General features: G+C 61.7%; 14 protein-coding genes. 11 read left to right on the top strand and 3 right to left on the bottom strand.

Annotated elements, in window-relative coordinates; all coding sequences use genetic code 11:
* Positions 1 to 37 precede the first annotated feature (37 nt).
* The 3 genes from recJ to AERO9A_RS18495 all read left to right on the top strand — a co-directional run bounded on the left by recJ (position 38) and on the right by AERO9A_RS18495 (position 4,281).
* A complete protein-coding gene (recJ, locus tag AERO9A_RS18505; RefSeq protein ID WP_159973383.1) occupies positions 38 to 1,747 on the top strand; it encodes a single-stranded-DNA-specific exonuclease RecJ in 1,710 nt (569 codons plus the stop codon).
* 100 nt (positions 1,748 to 1,847) lie between these two features.
* Positions 1,848 to 2,579, top strand: coding sequence for a tellurite resistance TerB family protein (locus AERO9A_RS18500; protein WP_159973382.1), 732 nt, complete (start codon positions 1,848 to 1,850; stop codon positions 2,577 to 2,579).
* Positions 2,580 to 2,664: 85 nt separating this feature from the next.
* Positions 2,665 to 4,281, top strand: a complete 1,617-nt coding sequence (locus AERO9A_RS18495) for a GMC family oxidoreductase (protein ID WP_159973381.1) — start codon at positions 2,665 to 2,667, stop codon at positions 4,279 to 4,281.
* Here the strand turns inward: AERO9A_RS18495 and AERO9A_RS18490 are convergent.
* The gene (locus AERO9A_RS18490; RefSeq protein WP_159973380.1) at positions 4,276 to 5,916 is read right to left on the bottom strand and encodes a GGDEF domain-containing protein; all 1,641 of its coding nucleotides are present in this window, start codon (positions 5,914 to 5,916) and stop codon (positions 4,276 to 4,278) included. The genes AERO9A_RS18495 and AERO9A_RS18490 overlap by 6 nt on opposite strands.
* 163 nt (positions 5,917 to 6,079) lie before the next feature.
* Here AERO9A_RS18490 and prfB point away from each other — a divergent pair.
* The 8 genes from prfB (at position 6,080) to AERO9A_RS18450 (ending at position 13,544) form a co-directional block, all read left to right on the top strand.
* Positions 6,080 to 7,175 (top strand): peptide chain release factor 2 gene (prfB, locus tag AERO9A_RS18485; RefSeq protein ID WP_159973379.1). Its coding sequence is split into 2 segments (ribosomal slippage): positions 6,080 to 6,151 and positions 6,153 to 7,175, totalling 1,095 coding nucleotides; the frame shifts between segments, so codons are not numbered across the junction.
* A 119-nt stretch (positions 7,176 to 7,294) separates the two neighbouring features.
* Positions 7,295 to 8,797, top strand: coding sequence for a lysine--tRNA ligase (gene lysS, locus AERO9A_RS18480; protein ID WP_159973378.1), 1,503 nt, complete (start codon positions 7,295 to 7,297; stop codon positions 8,795 to 8,797).
* Positions 8,798 to 8,934: 137 nt separating this feature from the next.
* Complete coding sequence (locus tag AERO9A_RS18475; protein WP_159973377.1) at positions 8,935 to 9,642, top strand: TetR/AcrR family transcriptional regulator; 708 nt, start codon at positions 8,935 to 8,937, stop codon at positions 9,640 to 9,642.
* A 32-nt stretch (positions 9,643 to 9,674) separates the two neighbouring features.
* Complete coding sequence (locus tag AERO9A_RS18470) at positions 9,675 to 10,226, top strand: hypothetical protein (RefSeq protein ID WP_159973376.1); 552 nt, start codon at positions 9,675 to 9,677, stop codon at positions 10,224 to 10,226.
* A 7-nt stretch (positions 10,227 to 10,233) separates the two neighbouring features.
* On the top strand, positions 10,234 to 11,523 hold the full coding sequence (locus AERO9A_RS18465; protein WP_159973375.1) for a flavohemoglobin expression-modulating QEGLA motif protein: 1,290 nt from the start codon (positions 10,234 to 10,236) through the stop codon (positions 11,521 to 11,523).
* Positions 11,524 to 11,594: 71 nt separating this feature from the next.
* Complete coding sequence (locus tag AERO9A_RS18460) at positions 11,595 to 12,341, top strand: TIGR00266 family protein (protein ID WP_159973374.1); 747 nt, start codon at positions 11,595 to 11,597, stop codon at positions 12,339 to 12,341.
* Positions 12,331 to 13,224 carry an alpha/beta hydrolase gene (locus AERO9A_RS18455; RefSeq protein WP_159973373.1) on the top strand — a complete coding sequence of 298 codons (894 nt, stop codon included), beginning with the start codon at positions 12,331 to 12,333 and terminating at the stop codon, positions 13,222 to 13,224. The genes AERO9A_RS18460 and AERO9A_RS18455 overlap by 11 nt, the downstream gene beginning before the upstream one ends.
* Positions 13,221 to 13,544: a hypothetical protein gene (locus tag AERO9A_RS18450; protein ID WP_159973372.1), complete on the top strand. Its 324-nt coding sequence runs from the start codon at positions 13,221 to 13,223 to the stop codon at positions 13,542 to 13,544. Before AERO9A_RS18455 ends, AERO9A_RS18450 begins: the two co-directional genes overlap by 4 nt.
* A gap of 999 nt (positions 13,545 to 14,543) precedes the next feature.
* On the opposite strand, the gene AERO9A_RS18445 is transcribed toward AERO9A_RS18450, so the two are convergent.
* On the bottom strand, positions 14,544 to 15,338 hold the full coding sequence (locus AERO9A_RS18445) for an OmpA family protein (RefSeq protein ID WP_159973371.1): 795 nt from the start codon (positions 15,336 to 15,338) through the stop codon (positions 14,544 to 14,546).
* Positions 15,339 to 15,385: 47 nt separating this feature from the next.
* Entirely contained in the window at positions 15,386 to 15,799 is a 414-nt protein-coding gene (locus AERO9A_RS18440) for a DUF4398 domain-containing protein (RefSeq protein ID WP_159973370.1), read from the bottom strand.
* Positions 15,800 to 15,894: the final 95 nt, after the last annotated feature.

Here is a 15,894-nt window from a genome sequence, read left to right as displayed (position 1 = left end):
TGGCGGGTTGCACCCGCCCTACATGAAAAGACTCAACATGCGTATCGAAGCTCGTCCCCTGCCTGAACAACTGCCCGACCTGGGTAACCTGCCGCCGCTGCTCACCCGCCTTTACGCCGCCCGTGGCGTGCAGTCCGCCGAGGAGCTGGACAAGGCCCTGGCGCGGCTGATCCCGTACCAGCAGCTCAAGGGCATCGATGCCGCAGTCGAACTGCTGGTTGCGGCGCTGGCGCAGCGTCAGCGCATCCTCATCGTCGGTGACTTCGATGCCGATGGCGCCACGGCCAGTACGGTCGGTGTGCTCGGTCTGCGCCTGCTGGGCGCCGCGCATGTCGATTACCTGGTACCGAATCGCTTCGAGTATGGCTATGGCCTGACCCCGGAGATCGTCGCCGTGGCGCTACAGCGCCAGCCTGACCTGCTGCTCACTGTGGATAACGGCATCTCCAGCGTCGATGGGGTAGCAGCCGCCAAGGCAGCGGGGCTGAAAGTGCTGGTCACTGACCACCACCTGCCGGGGCCTGAGCTGCCGGTTGCCGATGCCATCGTCAATCCCAACCAACCGGGCTGCGCGTTCCCCAGCAAGGCCATGGCAGGGGTCGGCGTGATGTTCTATGTGCTGCTGGCGCTGCGTGCGCGCTTGCGCGAAAGCGGCTGGTTTAGCACACGGCAGGAGCCGAACCTGGGTGAGCTGCTCGATCTGGTGGCGCTGGGTAGCGTTGCCGACGTGGTGCCACTGGATGCCAACAATCGCATCCTCGTCCATCAGGGACTGGCGCGTATCCGTGCCGGTCGGGCGCGGCCTGGGCTGCGCGCGATCCTTGAAGTGGCTGGGCGCGACCATCGACGTATCACTTCCACCGACCTGGGCTTCATCCTCGGCCCACGGCTGAACGCGGCCGGACGTCTGGACGACATGAGCTTAGGGATAGAGTGTCTGCTCTGCGATGACGAGGCCCTGGCCCGCGACATGGCCCAGCAGCTCGACCAGCTTAACCAGGATCGCAAGGCCATCGAGCAGGGCATGCAGCGTGAGGCGCTGGCCCAGCTCAAGGATCTGTCCCTGGACGACATGCCGTTCGGCCTGTGCCTGTTCGAGCCGGACTGGCACCAGGGGGTGATCGGCATTCTCGCCTCGCGCCTCAAGGAGCGCTACCACCGCCCGGCCATCGCCTTCGCCGATGCCGGTGAGGGCATGCTCAAGGGCTCGGCGCGTTCGGTGCCGGGGCTGCATATCCGTGACGCGCTGGATGCCGTGGCAGCGCGCCATCCGGGGCTGATCAGCAAATTTGGCGGGCATGCCATGGCTGCCGGCCTGTCGCTGCCGCAGGAAAACTTCGGCGCCTTCGCCGCGGCTTTCGATGCCGAAGTGCGTCGCCAGCTCAGCGAGGACGACCTGACCGGGCGGCTGCTTTCCGATGGACAGCTCGATGCCACCGAGTTCCATCTGGAGCTGGCCCGTGCCCTGCGCAATGCTGGCCCCTGGGGCCAGCACTTCCCCGAGCCACTGTTCCATGGCGTGTTCCAGATCGTCCAGCAGCGCATCGTTGGCGAGCGTCACCTGAAACTGGTGCTCAAGACCGAGTGCGGCAGCGTGCAGCTCGACGGCATCGCCTTCAACATCGATCGTGAGGTCTGGCCGAACCCGACGGTGCGCTGGGCCGAGCTGGCCTACAAGCTCGATCTCAACGAGTTTCGCGGTAACGAAACGGTGCAATTGATGGTGGCGCATATCGCCCCGCGCTAAGGCGGGGCAGGGCGCGGCGCAATATCCTGACGCAATCTAGAACCGCCTTAGGCGCGACTTCACAGTAGATTCAGGGCTTCGATTTTGTTGGAGGCTCTGCATGAATACCCGTGGCTTGCTCGATCAGTTGCTCAAATCCGGTCAGGACATGCTGCAGCACAAAGGTGCTGCTGGCGCCTCTTCCGGGCTGGGAGGTGCGCTGGGCGGCCTGCTGGGTGGTGGCGCAGGCAAGAAGGGCGGTGGCAGCGATATTGGCTCGATGCTCAAGGGCGCAGGTGGTGGCGCGGCGTTGGCCATGCTGTTGGGCAACAAACGCGTGCGCAAGGTCGGTGGCAAGGTGGCCGTATATGGTGGCCTGGCGGCGCTGGGCGTACTGGCTTACAAGGCTTACGGCAATTGGCAGGCGCAGCAGGGCGGGCAGGCTCAGGCGGCTGAGCCGCAAACGCTGGATCGTTTGCCCGCTCCGCAAGCCGAGCAGCACAGCCGCGCCATTCTCAAAGCGCTGGTGGCAGCGGCCAAGGCCGATGGCCATGTCGATGAGCGCGAGCGGCAACTGATCGAAGAGGAGCTGGGCAAGCTGGCGCAGGACACCGAGCTGCAGGCCTGGCTGCATACCGAACTGAACAAACCGCTGGATCCTGCCGATGTTGCGCGTGCGGCTAGCACGCCGGAAATGGCCGCCGAGATGTACCTGGCCAGTGTGCTGATGGTGGATGAGGAGCACTTTATGGAGCGTGCTTACCTAGAAGAACTGGCGCGCCAACTGCAACTGCCACCCGCGCTCAAGGGAGAGCTTGAGGCACAGGTGCGCGTCGAGTTGCAGCGCGTTTAAGCCGTTAGACGAAAAGATCATTCATCCTCGCGTCGCGCTTGTTTTAGGCTGTGGCCAATGACAAGAACGACACGCGAGGATGCTTATGTCGCCAATGCCCCTGGATGCCTATGACTACCTGATCGTCGGGGCCGGCCCTGCCGGTTGCCTGTTGGCTAATCGACTGTCGGCTGACCCTAGCGTAAGCGTGCTGCTGATCGAGGCGGGCGGGCGTGACAACTATCCCTGGATCCATATTCCGGTCGGCTACCTGTATTGCATCGGTAATCCGCGCACGGACTGGTGCTACAGCACCGAGGCCGATCCTGGTCTGCATGGCCGCACGCTGAAATACCCGCGTGGACGTGTGCTCGGTGGTAGCTCCTCGATCAACGGCATGATCTACATGCGCGGTCAGGCCGCCGATTACGATGGCTGGGCTGCCGCCGGTAATTCGGGGTGGGCGTGGGACGATGTGCTGCCGCTGTTCAAACTCACGGAAGATCACTTCGCCGGCAACAGTGCATTGCACGGCGGCGATGGCGAGTGGCGGGTCGAACGCCAGCGTCTGTCCTGGGAAATTCTCGAAGCTTTTCGTGAGGCCGCGGCGCAGCGTGGTATCGCCAGCGTCGAGGACTTCAATAGTGGCGACAACGAAGGTTGCAGTTACTTTCAGGTCAATCAGAAGGGCGGCGTGCGCTGGAATGCGTCCAAGGCCTTTCTGCGCGGCATTGGCCAGCGTCCGAACCTGCACGTGCTGACCGATGCCGAGGCCGAGCGGGTGGAGCTGGACGCAGGCCGAGCGCAGGCCTTGTCGCTGCGCTGGCATGGGCGCCAACTGCGTATTGCCGCACGCCGTGAAGTGCTGCTGTGCGCGGGCGCCATTGGCTCACCGGCGCTGTTACAACGCTCCGGTATCGGCCCTCGGCCCTTGCTTGAGCGTCTGGGGATCGGCGTCAAACATGAGCTGCCGGGGGTGGGCGAGAACCTGCAGGATCACCTGCAACTGCGCCTGATCTATCGCGTCGAGGGGGTGAAGACCCTCAACCGTATCGCCGCCACGCCCTGGGGCAAGCTGGGCATGGGGGTGGAATACCTACTCAAGCGCAGCGGCCCGCTGTCGATGGCGCCCAGCCAACTCGGCGCCTTCGCCAAGTCCGACCCTGACCAGGCGCGCGCCAATCTGCAGTATCACGTGCAGCCGCTGTCGCTGGAGCGCTTCGGCGAGCCGTTGCATGACTTCCCGGCATTCACGGCTTCGGTGTGCAACTTGCGTCCGCATAGCCGTGGGCGTGTCCAGATCGCCTCGGCGGATGCCAGCGCCGCACCGTTGATTCGCCCCAACTACCTCAGCGATGAGCGCGATCTGCGCGTGGCCGCCGATGCCATTCGCCTGACCCGGCGTATCGTTGCCGCGCCGGCGTTGGCCCGCTACCAGCCGCAGGAATACAAGCCTGGCCCTGGCTATGACAGTGAGGAGGATCTGCAGCGTGCAGCAGGCGAAATCGGTACCACCATTTTTCACCCGACCGGCACCTGCGCCATGGGGCAGGGCCGTGAGGCGGTGGTCGATGCGCGTCTGCGTGTGCATGGCATCGCCGGTTTGCGTGTGGTCGATGCCTCGATCATGCCGAACATCGTGTCCGGCAATACCTGCTCGCCGGTGCTGATGATCGCCGAGAAGGCCGCGCAGATGATCGCGCAAGACGAGCAGGGCTCATGAGGGGCTGAGGCTGTCCTGAAACTGGGCTTGGTTGCGGCCTTCCTGCTTGGCCCGGTACAGGGCCTGGTCAGCCAGTTCCAGGGCCTCACCGAGGTCGGCGTGATCCAGAGGCCAGATGGCGCCGCCAACGCTGCAGCCGATGCGTGCCTCACCTTCTTCCAGCATCACGGGCTGGCTCAGACTGGCGATGGCACGCTCGGCCACCATGCGGGCCTGAGCGCGGGCATCGTGTTCCGGTACCTGGAGAATCATCAGAAATTCATCGCCGCCCAGGCGGGCGACCATATCGCCGTCGCGCAGGCTGCTCTTGAGGCGCTGCGCCAGCTCGCGCAGCAGATGGTCGCCGGCGCTGTGGCCATAGTTGTCGTTGACTAGCTTGAAATCATCCAGATCGAGGTACAGCAGGGCCAGAAATTGCTGCTGCAAGTGGCTGCGTTGCTGAGCTTGCGGCAGGTATTTCTCCAGGGCGATACGGTTCGGCAGGCCGGTGAGCGGATCGTGGTGCGCCAGGGTTTCCATGGCGCCCAGAGCGCGCTTTTGTAGCGTCAAGCTTTCCACCAGGTGGCGAATGGATTGGCTTAGCTGGCTGATCTCGCGGCTGCCGCGCATTTCCGGTATCTCACTGATGGAGCCGGCACTCAGTTGGTCGGCGGCATCGGCGATTTCCTGCAGCGGGCGGGTGAAGTAGCCGCTGATCAGCCAGCCGAAGAGGGCGAATACCAGCGCCAGGCCGCTGCCCCAGATGAGAATGCTCAGTAACAGGCGTTGAGCCGGGGCGTAGGCTTGTTCGACCGATTGTCTGGCAACGACTGTCCAACCCAGGCCGGGGTAGTCTTGATAGCCACGGCTGAGAGTCAGGCCGGTGAGGTATTCGTTGCCATCTGGCCAGCGCTGGACGGCCCACTGACTGTTACCGGGTTCAAGGCTGGCGAGTTTGGGCAGTTGCAGTGGCTGGCCGATCATCGTCGCTGGCCCGAGCAGCACCGTACCTTCCTTGCCGATCACGAAGAACTCGACGTTGCGTCGTTCCTGTATGGGTTCGAGCAGCGCGCGGCGCACGTCATCGGCCCAGCTCCAGGACAGGTGCGAGGCCAGTACGCCGACCAATTCGCCGTCGGGGCCATGAATCGGCAGGCTGATATCGACGAATTTCATCGCCTCGCCAGTAGGGTTGGGCAGCAGCTTGGCTAGCAACACGGCCTCGTGCACGTCACCAATGAACAGGCCTTTGAGTGCTTCTAGGTAGACCGGTCGCTGGGCGATGCTGGCGCCTTCGAGCAGGTCGTTGCTGGAGGCCAGCACATTGCCTTGCGGGTCGGTAAAGCCGATCCAGGCGATGCTGGGTATTTCCTTCTGCAGGCTGTCGAGCAGGTGGCGAATTTCGCCGATGTTATCCGGCTGGCGCAGTGCTTCGAGATTGCTCAGCACCCGTAGCACGGCGGCGCGGCTGGCCATGTCGCGGTCGAGACGATCGACCATCGCATAGGACAGTTCCGCCATATCGCGGCCGGTATCTTCACGAAGCTGCTGGCTGCTGTACTGGCCGATCAGGGTGCCCAGCATCCAACTGAGCGCACCGACGAGTAGCGCGATAACAAGGGCGAAACGACTGCGCAAGCTATATGAAGGGGGCATCTAGGCGTTCCATCAAGGGTGCTTGTATAAGTTCTAGCGCAAGTATAAAGCGCCGTTAGTCCAGAGCTTGGATATTGCGAAGGGTTCCTGGGCTGCCAGGTGGGTCGCGCTCGGGTATACTGCGCGGCTTTTCCGTCCGTTTTGCCTGCGAGTGTCGATTACCATGGAAATCAACCCGATCCTCAACAGTATCAAGGATCTCTCCGAGCGCACCCAGACTATTCGGGGGTATCTTTGACTACGATCAGAAGCATGATCGCCTAGTCGAAGTAAACCGCGAGCTGGAAGACGCCAGCGTTTGGAACAAGCCCGAGTACGCCCAGGCCCTGGGCCGTGAGCGCGCCATGCTGGCACAGATCGTCGAGACCATCGATGACCTTACCGGCAGCCTGGCCGATTCCCGCGACCTGCTGGATATGGCCGCCGAAGAGAACGACGAAGGCGCGGTGAACGATATCGTCGCCGAAGTCGAGCGCCTGCGCGAGATCCTCGAAAAGCTGGAATTCCGCCGCATGTTCAGCGGCGAGATGGACCCGAACAACTGCTACCTGGATATTCAGGCCGGCTCCGGCGGCACCGAAGCCCAGGACTGGGCCAACATCCTGCTGCGCATGTACCTGCGCTGGGCTGACAAGCGCGGCTTCAGTGCCGAGATCGTCGAGCTGTCCGAAGGTGAAGTCGCCGGCATCAAGGGCGCCACCGTGCACATCAAGGGCGAGTACGCCTTCGGCTGGCTGCGTACCGAGATCGGCGTGCACCGTCTGGTGCGCAAGAGCCCGTTCGACTCCGGCGCGCGTCGCCACACCTCGTTCTCGGCGGTGTTCGTATCGCCTGAGATCGACGACAAGGTGGAAATCGAGATCAACCCGTCTGACCTGCGTATCGACACCTATCGCTCCTCTGGCGCCGGTGGTCAGCACGTCAACACCACCGACTCGGCGGTACGGATTACCCACGTACCGACCAACACCGTGGTGGCCTGCCAGAACGAACGCTCTCAGCACGCCAACAAGGACACCGCCATGAAAATGCTGCGGGCCAAGTTGTATGAGCTGGAAATGCAGAAACGCAATGCCGCCTCGCAGGCGCTGGAAGACAGCAAGTCGGATATCGGCTGGGGGCACCAGATTCGCTCCTACGTGCTCGACGACTCGCGCATCAAGGACCTGCGTACCGGCGTCGAGCGCAGCGACTGCCAGAAGGTGCTCGACGGTGACCTCGACGGTTACCTCGAAGCCAGCCTCAAGCAGGGGCTCTAAGAACAGCCACAAGCTTCAAGCGACAAGCCGCACGTTGCAGCGGATCAGCCTCGGAGGAGGCATTCGCTTCAACCTGCAGCGATCTTTCCAGAATGATGATTTGACCGGGACGACCCGCCATGAGCGACCAACAACTCGACCAACATGAACTGCAACAGGAAGAAAACAAGCTGATTGCCCAGCGCAAGGAAAAGCTTGCTGCCGTCCGTGAGCAGGGCATTGCCTTCCCCAACGATTTCCGCCGCGACAGCCTGTGCGCCGACCTGCAGAAACAGTACGAGGGCAAGAGCAAGGAAGAGCTGGAAGCCGCTGCCATCCCGGTGAAGATCGCCGGGCGCATCATGCTCAACCGTGGCGCCTTCATGGTGCTGCAGGACACTTCCGGTCGCCTGCAGGTCTACGTCGACCGCAAGGGCCTGCCGGCCGAAACCCTGGAAGCGATCAAGACCTGGGATCTGGGCGACATCATCGCCGCCGAAGGCACCCTGGCGCGCTCCGGCAAGGGCGACCTGTACGTGCACATGAACAACGTGCGCCTGCTGACCAAATCGCTGCGCCCGCTACCGGACAAGCACCACGGCCTGACCGACACCGAGCAGCGCTACCGCCAGCGTTACGTCGACCTGATCGTCAACGAAGAAGTTCGTGACACCTTCCGCGTTCGTTCGCAGGTGATCGCCCACATTCGTCGCTTCCTCAGTGATCGTGGCTTCCTCGAAGTGGAAACCCCGATGCTGCAGACCATCCCCGGTGGTGCAGCGGCCAAGCCGTTCGAGACCCATCACAACGCGCTGGACATGGCCATGTTCCTGCGGATCGCCCCGGAGCTGTACCTCAAGCGTCTGGTGGTTGGTGGCTTCGAGAAGGTCTTCGAGATCAACCGCAACTTCCGTAACGAAGGTGTTTCCACTCGGCACAACCCCGAGTTCACCATGCTTGAGTTCTACCAGGCCTACGCTGACTACCGTGACAACATGGACCTGACCGAGGAGCTGTTCCGCGAGTTGGCCCAGGCTGTGCTGGGCAGCACCGACGTGCCGTACGGCGACAAGGTGTTCCACTTCGGCGAGCCGTTCGTGCGCCTGTCGGTGTACGACTCGATCCTCAAGTACAACCCGGATATCACCGAGGCCGACCTCAATGACGTCGAGAAGGCCCGCGCCATCGCCAAGAAAGCCGGCGCCAAGGTGCTCGGCCACGAAGGTCTGGGCAAGTTGCAGGTGATGATTTTCGAGGAACTGGTGGAGAGCAAGCTGGAACAGCCGCACTTCATCACCGAGTATCCGTTCGAAGTCTCGCCGCTGGCCCGTCGCAACGATCAGAACCCGAGCGTCACCGACCGCTTCGAGCTGTTCATCGGCGGCCGCGAGATCGCCAACGCCTACTCCGAGCTCAATGACGCCGAAGACCAGGCCGAGCGCTTCCTCGCCCAGGTGGCCGAGAAGGACGCCGGTGACGACGAGGCCATGCACTACGACGCCGATTTCGTTCGCGCCCTGGAATACGGCATGCCGCCGACCGCCGGTGAAGGCATCGGCATCGACCGCTTGGTGATGCTGCTGACCAACTCGCCGTCGATCCGCGACGTCATCCTGTTCCCGCATATGCGTCCGCAGGCCTGATGCCACACGCAAAGCCGCCTTCGGGCGGCTTTTTGCTGCCTGAGTCAAGATTGGTGAGGCTCTTTTGATCCGCCCGCCAAGCCAGTAATCTGCTGATTCCCAATCGTGCCATCCGAGGGTCGACCATCGTGAGTCGTATGCCATCCCTAGCGAGTGCCACCCAGGCGGCTCAGGCCGCTGTAGAGATCGTGCAGTATCGCGGGCGTAAAGCCAGTCGTCAGGGCAGTGAACAGCGCCGCCAGGCCATTCTGGACGCCGCCATGCGAATCATCGTGCGCGATGGCGTAAGGGCCGTGCGTCATCGTGCCGTCGCCGCCGAGGCGGATGTGCCGCTCTCGGCAACCACCTACTACTTCAATGACATCGATGACCTGATCACCGATACCTTCGCACAGTTCGTTCAGCGCGCCGCAGCGTTCATGGCCGAGTTCTGGCAGAACACCCAGGCCCTGCAGCAGGAACTGGTCAGCCGCCTCGATGGTAGCGTGCAAGCACGCCAGCAAGCTGCCGACGAGATCGCGACATTCACCGCGCACTATATCCAGCAGCAGTTGCGCGAGCGCCGCGAGCACCTGATTGCCGAGCGCGCGTTCTTTCAAGAGGCTCTGCTCAATCCGCGTCTGCATGAGTTGGTGCACGCGCACCGGGAAATTCTCTTGCAGGGCGTGAGCGACTTCTTCGCCATGCTGGGATCGACGCAACCTAGGCAGGATGGTGAGTTGTTGACGGCTGTGATCCTGCAGATGGAGTATCGAGGCTTGCTTGAGGGTGTCGAGCATCTGGACAGCCAGGCAATGCTGGCCATTCTTAAACGTTATATCGATCTGGTTCTGGGGCTGCGGTAAAGCCTGAGCTGGGGTTGCACAAGGAGAGCGAAATGAAAGCCTGGCGCGTACTGGTCGCCGTGTCCTTCCTGCTGCTGAGCGGCTGTCTGGTTACCTTCAAGGACCCGATTCCGGCCAATGAGGCGGCGCCGATTCCCTTGCTGGGCAAATGGACGCGTGAAGATGAGTGGGGCGATCAACTGTATCTGGATGTCAGCCGCTCTGGTGCCAACCTCTATCAGGCGCTTGTCTATGCGGGCAGTCCTGACAATCCCGAGGATCTCGAGATCGTTGGCTTCACTGTCGCCCATCATGGCCGCCGTTGGTATCTGTCGGCAGGCGTGCCGAAGAGTCTGGGGGGCAATTTCGCCATCGCCGGTTTCGAGCTGACCCGCGACAACGAGCTGGTGATATATAACCTCGACACCGAGCACATCCTCGGCGATATGCGTCAAGGTCTGTTGGACGGCGAAACCGTCGAGATGCCTGATAGTGAGGGGGCGTTGATCACCAGCCCGCTAAGCAAGGTGTTCGCCTATCTCGATAATCCGGCCAATGCTGATCTGTTCGTCGAGGTGGCGCGCTATCAGCGTGCCGCTGAGTAGTCTGAGTATGAATAGCCAACAGAAACTGGATGAGTACCAGCTATGCATCCGCGCCCTGAGCGACCGTATCGTCGAGGCGCAGACGCCAATCCGCGTGCTGGATGCGGTGAAGTGGGACGATGGCATTCGTGATGCCTTCCTCAAGGCCAAGGGCAAGGCCCTGCCAGCGGTCGACCGTGACTACTACCTGAGCCGACCGCTGGGCTTTGATGCTGCTGCCAAGCGTCTGGAGTTTCAGAACATCGAGCGTGACATCACTCGCCAGCTCGGTCAGTTCAACCCGGTGGGGCAGATCATGCGCCGTATGTGCCGCGAGTACCGCATGGTCATCCGCATGCTTGAAGCACGTGGCACCGAGGATTTCGGCCTGATCAGCCAGGAGCTTTACGGCGCTGCATCCGATGCCTTCCATGCCGGTGATCCGACCCTGGCCGACCTCGGCCTGATGCTCTCGGATTACCTCAACAACATCGCAGCCCGTGGCGATCTGGAAGATGAACCCAAGATTCTCAGTGCCGGTGATGCGGTGAATATCCTGCAGCAGCGCCTGGCTCAGGTGTTCGGCGACGAGACGGTGCGCGTGCTGGAATCCGATGGCATCCTCGCCGATGCCGCTGCCGGCGCCGACTACATCAAGATCCGCAGTGATGCGCGCTTCAACGAGCGCGACGTCAAGGCGCTGGAAGTGCATGAAGGCCTGGTGCATGTCGGCACCACCCTCAACGGTCTCAATCAGCCGATCTGCACCTTCCTGGCCAAGGGCCCGCCCTCGTCGACCGTGACTCAGGAAGGCCTGGCCATTCTGATGGAAGTGATCGCCTTCGCCTCCTACCCGACGCGTCTGCGCAAGCTGACCAACCGCACCCGTGCCATCCACATGGCCGAGGAGGGCGCGGATTTTCTCGAAGTATTCGAGTTCTTCCGCGAGCAGGGCTATGGGCTGGAAGGTGGCTACAGCAATGCCAGTCGGGTATTCCGGGGTTCGCTGCCCAATGGCCTGCCGTTCACCAAGGATCTGTCGTACCTGAAGGGCTTCATCCTCATCTACAACTACATCCAGTTGGCGGTGCGCAAAGGCAAGCTGGAGCAGATCCCGCTGCTGTTCTGTGGCAAGACCACCTTGGAAGACATGCGTACCTTGCGCAAGCTGGTGGACGAGGGGCTGGTGTTGCCGCCCAAGTACCTGCCACCGCAGTTCCAGGATCTCAATGCGCTGTCGGCATGGATGTGCTTCTCCAACTTCCTCAACCACCTTAGCCTGGATCGCATCGAAGCGGACTACGCCAATATCCTGTAGAAGCTGCAAGCCGCAGGCGGTTTGCTCGATCAACTTGCGGCCTGAAGCTTGCTGTTAACTGAAGGTTCACCATGCCCAGCCATCAACTCGATTACGAAATCCTTGGCAGCTCCGCGCAATCAGTGGAGATCATTCTTGACCCCGGCGAGACGGTGATCGCCGAAGCCGGGGCGATGAACTACATGACCGACGGCGTGCGTTTCGAGACGCGCATGGGCGACGGATCTTCCAGCGGGCTGCTGGGCAAGCTGTGGAGTGCTGGCAAGCGCATGCTCACTGGTGAGTCGCTGTTCATGACTCACTTCAGCAACGCCGGTAACAAGCAGGCGCGGGTCGCCTTCGCGGCGCCTTATCCGGGCACTGTTGTGCCCATCGATCTGGCGCAGGTTGGCGGTCAACTGATCTGCCAGAAGGATGCCTTTCTTTGCGCCGCCCACGGCACCCGTATCGGGATCAGCTTCGCCAAGCGTATCGGCGCCGGTTTCTTCGGGGGGGAGGGCTTCATCCTGCAGAAGCTCGAAGGCGACGGCCTGGCCTTCGTGCATGCCGGTGGCACGGTGATTCGCAAGGAGCTGAATAATGAAACCCTGCGCCTCGATACCGGTTGCCTGGTGGCTTTCAGCGATGGCATCGATTACGACATCGCTCTGGCTGGAGGGCTGAAAAGCATGCTGTTCGGCGGTGAGGGCATCCTCCTGACCACCCTCAAGGGCACCGGGACAGTGTGGATCCAGAGCCTGCCGTTCTCACGTCTGGCCGAGCGTGTACACGCTGCCACGGTGCAGGCGCGCGAGGAAGTGCGGGCCGGTGGCAAGTAGCCTGCGTGCTGCCCTTTGCCTGCTCATCACCTTGTGCTTGAGCGGCTGTAGCGATCTGCTGTTCTACCCTGAACCCGGGCAGCCAATCACTCCGGCCCGAGCGGGCCTGGAATATCGCGATGTTACCCTGCAAGCCGCCGACGGTACGCGCCTGCATGCCTGGTGGTTGCCGGCCAAGGCGGGCGTTGCGGTCAAGGGCACGGTGCTGCATCTGCATGGCAATGGCGGCAACCTGGCCTGGCACCTTGGCGGTACCTACTGGTTGCCGGAGCAGGGCTACCAGGTGTTGATGCTCGATTACCGAGGTTATGGGCTGTCCGAGGGTGAGCCCAGCCTGCCTGCGGTCTATCAGGATATCGATGCTGCTTTTGCCTGGCTGGCGCAGGCGCCCGAGGTACAGGGCAAGCCGCTGACGCTGCTCGGGCAGAGCCTCGGCGGTGCCCTGGCCGTGCATTACCTGGCCGAGCATCCCGAGCGCCGCGAGCAGTTGCAGGGCCTGGTGCTCGATGGCGTGCCGGCCAGCTATCGCGACGTAGCGCGTAGCGTGCTGAGCAGCTCCTGGCTGACCTGGTCGTTGCAGGTGCCGCTGTCCTGGCTGGTGCCGGATGACGACAGCGCCATTCGCTCAATCGATAAGCTTGGCGCATTGCCATTGTTGATCTTCCATAGCCTTGACGACGAGGTGGTGCCGTTTTCCAATGGCACCCGCTTGAACGAGGCCGCGCGTTCACCGCATCGGTTCATCGAAACCCGTGGTAGGCATGTCCAGACTTTTACCAAAGACGCTTGGCGTCAGATGCTTTTGGTCTTTCTGCGTGACCCGCAGCCTCGCGTTATGTCCGCGCCTCTTCCCCCAGATTCCTCTTCCGAGAACTCGCAATGAAAGAACGTGACGCTATCCCCATGATCCTCACCGGCGTGGCCAGTATCGTCGGCACCATCGGCGTGCTCTGGTATTACGGCTACCTGCATTTCGCCAAGCCTGAAGACGCGTTGCTGCTGTCGGACTTCACCATGCTCAAGACCATTGCCGGTGAGGATTACAAGGTCTCGCTGAAACCGGCCGATCAGGTGGCGCAATGCGTCGATGGCGTGCTGGTGCTGTTCGATACTCAGCAGAAAGGCCTGACCGGCGTGCTGGTGGATCGCAAGAAGCAGGCTGTGCGTTGCCTGGGGCAGGAAACGCCAGCACTGGAGCAGTGAGGCAAAGAGGGTTCTTCGCGGAGGCTCGTTGACGTCAGGCTTGATACCGGACTGGCAATTCGGTGTTGGTTGTTCTGTGCGTCTGTTCCAGATTGCCGCGTTTTTGTTGATGCTTTTGGTTTCGCCCTCCTGGGCGAGTCACTTTTGGGGCAAAAGTAACCAAAACCTCCGCCCTTTCATCCGGCCCTGGCTGCGCCAGGGTTCGCTCACTCCATCGCCGTTCCAGAGGCCCATCGCGGCTCTCGCGACATCCATGTCGCTCGACCTCTTCCACGACGATTCCGTTCGCCCTCCTGGGCGGGCTCTGCACGCGCCTGAACATGCGGTAACCCAGAAGTAGCTCGGAGTGTTTGAACATGAGGTCAGCCCTAGGCTGACCAAGATGTCGGCTGCAGGCTGGCAAGCTATCCAAGCGCGTGAAACTGAGTGAATGGAAGTATTGGTTTAATTCGACAGCCAAATTGCGACTCCACAGCGACCAGAGCACACAGGACTAACCTGGCATACCTGTCTATTCAGGCGCGCGAAATTCCCCCTTCAGGAGGGTGAGCGGAATCGTTGTGTAGAGGGTTGAGCGGCATGGATGCCGCGAGATACCGATGGCGGCCCCGCTTGAAGGGCCATGGATGGCCCTTGCAAGCCGATCCCGGAGCGATGCCGGAGTGAGGGAAGTCGAGCGAAGCGAGACCCGGATGGCGGGGGTGCGTTTCTTTTGCTTACTTTTCTTTGTGCTGGGCGGCAATCCGAGCTCAAAGAAAAGTGAGTCGCCCGAGGGGGCGAAACCCGGAATATCTGAACACGTCGTAGCGGCGTCCAGAACACCAACACAAGCCAGCACACAAACTTGCCAGTCCGGTATCAAACAAGCAGCTCCCTATAAAAATGGCGAGCCATAAAAAAGCCGATGCCAAAACCTGGCATCGGCTTTTCAGGGCGGTTCCGTGAAGTAAGCAGCCTTACACGATCAGGCGAATCGCTGCTCTGTCGCCGAGGGAAGGTTTAGGCCCCGCTGGCCGAACGCGGCTCCACCGGCTGATTATCGTTGGAGATGGTGACCTCCACCCGACGGTTCTGCGCCCGCCCGGAATCGCTGGAGTTGTCCGCCACCGGATACTCCTTGCCGTAACCCTGAGCGACGATCCGCGCAGGATCGATACCAGCGCGCACCAAGGCCATGCGTACGGCATTGGCGCGTCGTTCGGACAAACTCTGGTTGTAGCTGGCCGAGCCGACGTTATCGGTGTAGCCCTCGACGATCACCTTGCGTTCCGGGTTTTCCTCAAGGAAGCGGGCAAGCAGGGTGATGTTCGGGTAGGCGCTGCTCTTGAGCTCGGCCTTGTTGAAGTCGAACAGCACATCGCCGAAGGTCACCAGGGTGCCGCGCTCGGTCTGCTTGGCGTTGAGGTCTTTGAGGCTGTCCTGCAGCTTGCGGATTTGCGCATCACGCGCATCGAGCAGGGCCTGGGCGCGCATCGCCGAGGCATTCTTCAATTCGTCTTCGGCCTGGCGCAGGGCGATGGTCTGTTTGGCCACCTCGACGCGCTGATTGGTCAGGTAGGCGAGCTGATCGACTTTCTTCTCGTCAGCGTCGTTCATATAGGCCTTGTCGGCTTTGTCCAGCCACTCTTTGGCGTCCTTGGTTTCCAGTGCCGCGAGTTTGCTGGCCTGTGGGTCACCCTGCAGCGAGGAGAAATTGCTGCGGGCCGATTCCAGGTTGGGGTTGGGCTGGTTGGCGCAGGCGACCAGGCCGATGCTCAGAGCCAGCAGAGTCGGAAGCATGATGTGTTTACGCATGGCGTTCATCCTTTGATCAGTCGTTGAATGGAAGCGTCGACAGCCCTTTACTGGGCGTTGCGCATGCCTTCCTCACGCAGTTCTTGAACCCCTTGACGGGCATCTTGCAGGGCGCGTTCTGCCTTGGCGGCCTCGGCCTTGCGCTCGGCGAGGCGGGCGTCCCACTCAGCCTGCTCGGCCAGGCGACGAGCTTTTTCGTAGTCCTCGTCATGCATGGCAAATTCGGCTTGCTTGAGCTTGTCCTGCGCGGACTTCATTTCAACGGGGGCGAACTCGGTACCACCTGCGCTGATGGCGGAATTGACTGCCGATTGCGTTACGGCGTACTGCTCGCTAGGGGGGGTGCTGGCGCAGCCAGCCAGTAACAGGCTGCTACCTAACATCAAGGCTGCCAGCTTGAGTCCACGCGAGCGTGAAACAGTGGTTTTCGCGTCAAGGGTCTTCATGGTGGTTAACTCCATTTGCAACACTCCTATGAATGACGAGTTCCATAACGGGGCGCAGACGCCGATGTTGGCGCGTATCGAACGACTCTAATCAGCGTCATCGCGTACAG

The organism is Pseudomonas sp. 8Z, from assembly GCF_902506535.1.
Lineage (GTDB): Bacteria > Pseudomonadota > Gammaproteobacteria > Pseudomonadales > Pseudomonadaceae > Aquipseudomonas.
The sequence above is the reverse complement of the archived record's forward strand: the minus strand, read 5'-3'. Positions and strand labels throughout refer to the sequence as shown.

Excerpts from the sequence above, each read along its gene's own strand:
- recJ (WP_159973383.1), top strand. The coding sequence starts at position 38 with ATGCGTATCGAAGCTCGTCCCCTGCCTGAACAACTGCCCGACCTGGGT.
- AERO9A_RS18500 (WP_159973382.1), top strand. The coding sequence starts at position 1,848 with ATGAATACCCGTGGCTTGCTCGATCAGTTGCTCAAATCCGGTCAGGAC.
- AERO9A_RS18495 (WP_159973381.1), top strand. The coding sequence starts at position 2,665 with ATGTCGCCAATGCCCCTGGATGCCTATGACTACCTGATCGTCGGGGCC.
- AERO9A_RS18490 (WP_159973380.1), bottom strand. The coding sequence starts at position 5,916 with ATGCCCCCTTCATATAGCTTGCGCAGTCGTTTCGCCCTTGTTATCGCG.
- lysS (WP_159973378.1), top strand. The coding sequence starts at position 7,295 with ATGAGCGACCAACAACTCGACCAACATGAACTGCAACAGGAAGAAAAC.
- AERO9A_RS18475 (WP_159973377.1), top strand. The coding sequence starts at position 8,935 with ATGCCATCCCTAGCGAGTGCCACCCAGGCGGCTCAGGCCGCTGTAGAG.
- AERO9A_RS18470 (WP_159973376.1), top strand. The coding sequence starts at position 9,675 with ATGAAAGCCTGGCGCGTACTGGTCGCCGTGTCCTTCCTGCTGCTGAGC.
- AERO9A_RS18465 (WP_159973375.1), top strand. The coding sequence starts at position 10,234 with ATGAATAGCCAACAGAAACTGGATGAGTACCAGCTATGCATCCGCGCC.
- AERO9A_RS18460 (WP_159973374.1), top strand. The coding sequence starts at position 11,595 with ATGCCCAGCCATCAACTCGATTACGAAATCCTTGGCAGCTCCGCGCAA.
- AERO9A_RS18450 (WP_159973372.1), top strand. The coding sequence starts at position 13,221 with ATGAAAGAACGTGACGCTATCCCCATGATCCTCACCGGCGTGGCCAGT.
- AERO9A_RS18445 (WP_159973371.1), bottom strand. The coding sequence starts at position 15,338 with ATGCGTAAACACATCATGCTTCCGACTCTGCTGGCTCTGAGCATCGGC.
- AERO9A_RS18440 (WP_159973370.1), bottom strand. The coding sequence starts at position 15,799 with ATGGAGTTAACCACCATGAAGACCCTTGACGCGAAAACCACTGTTTCA.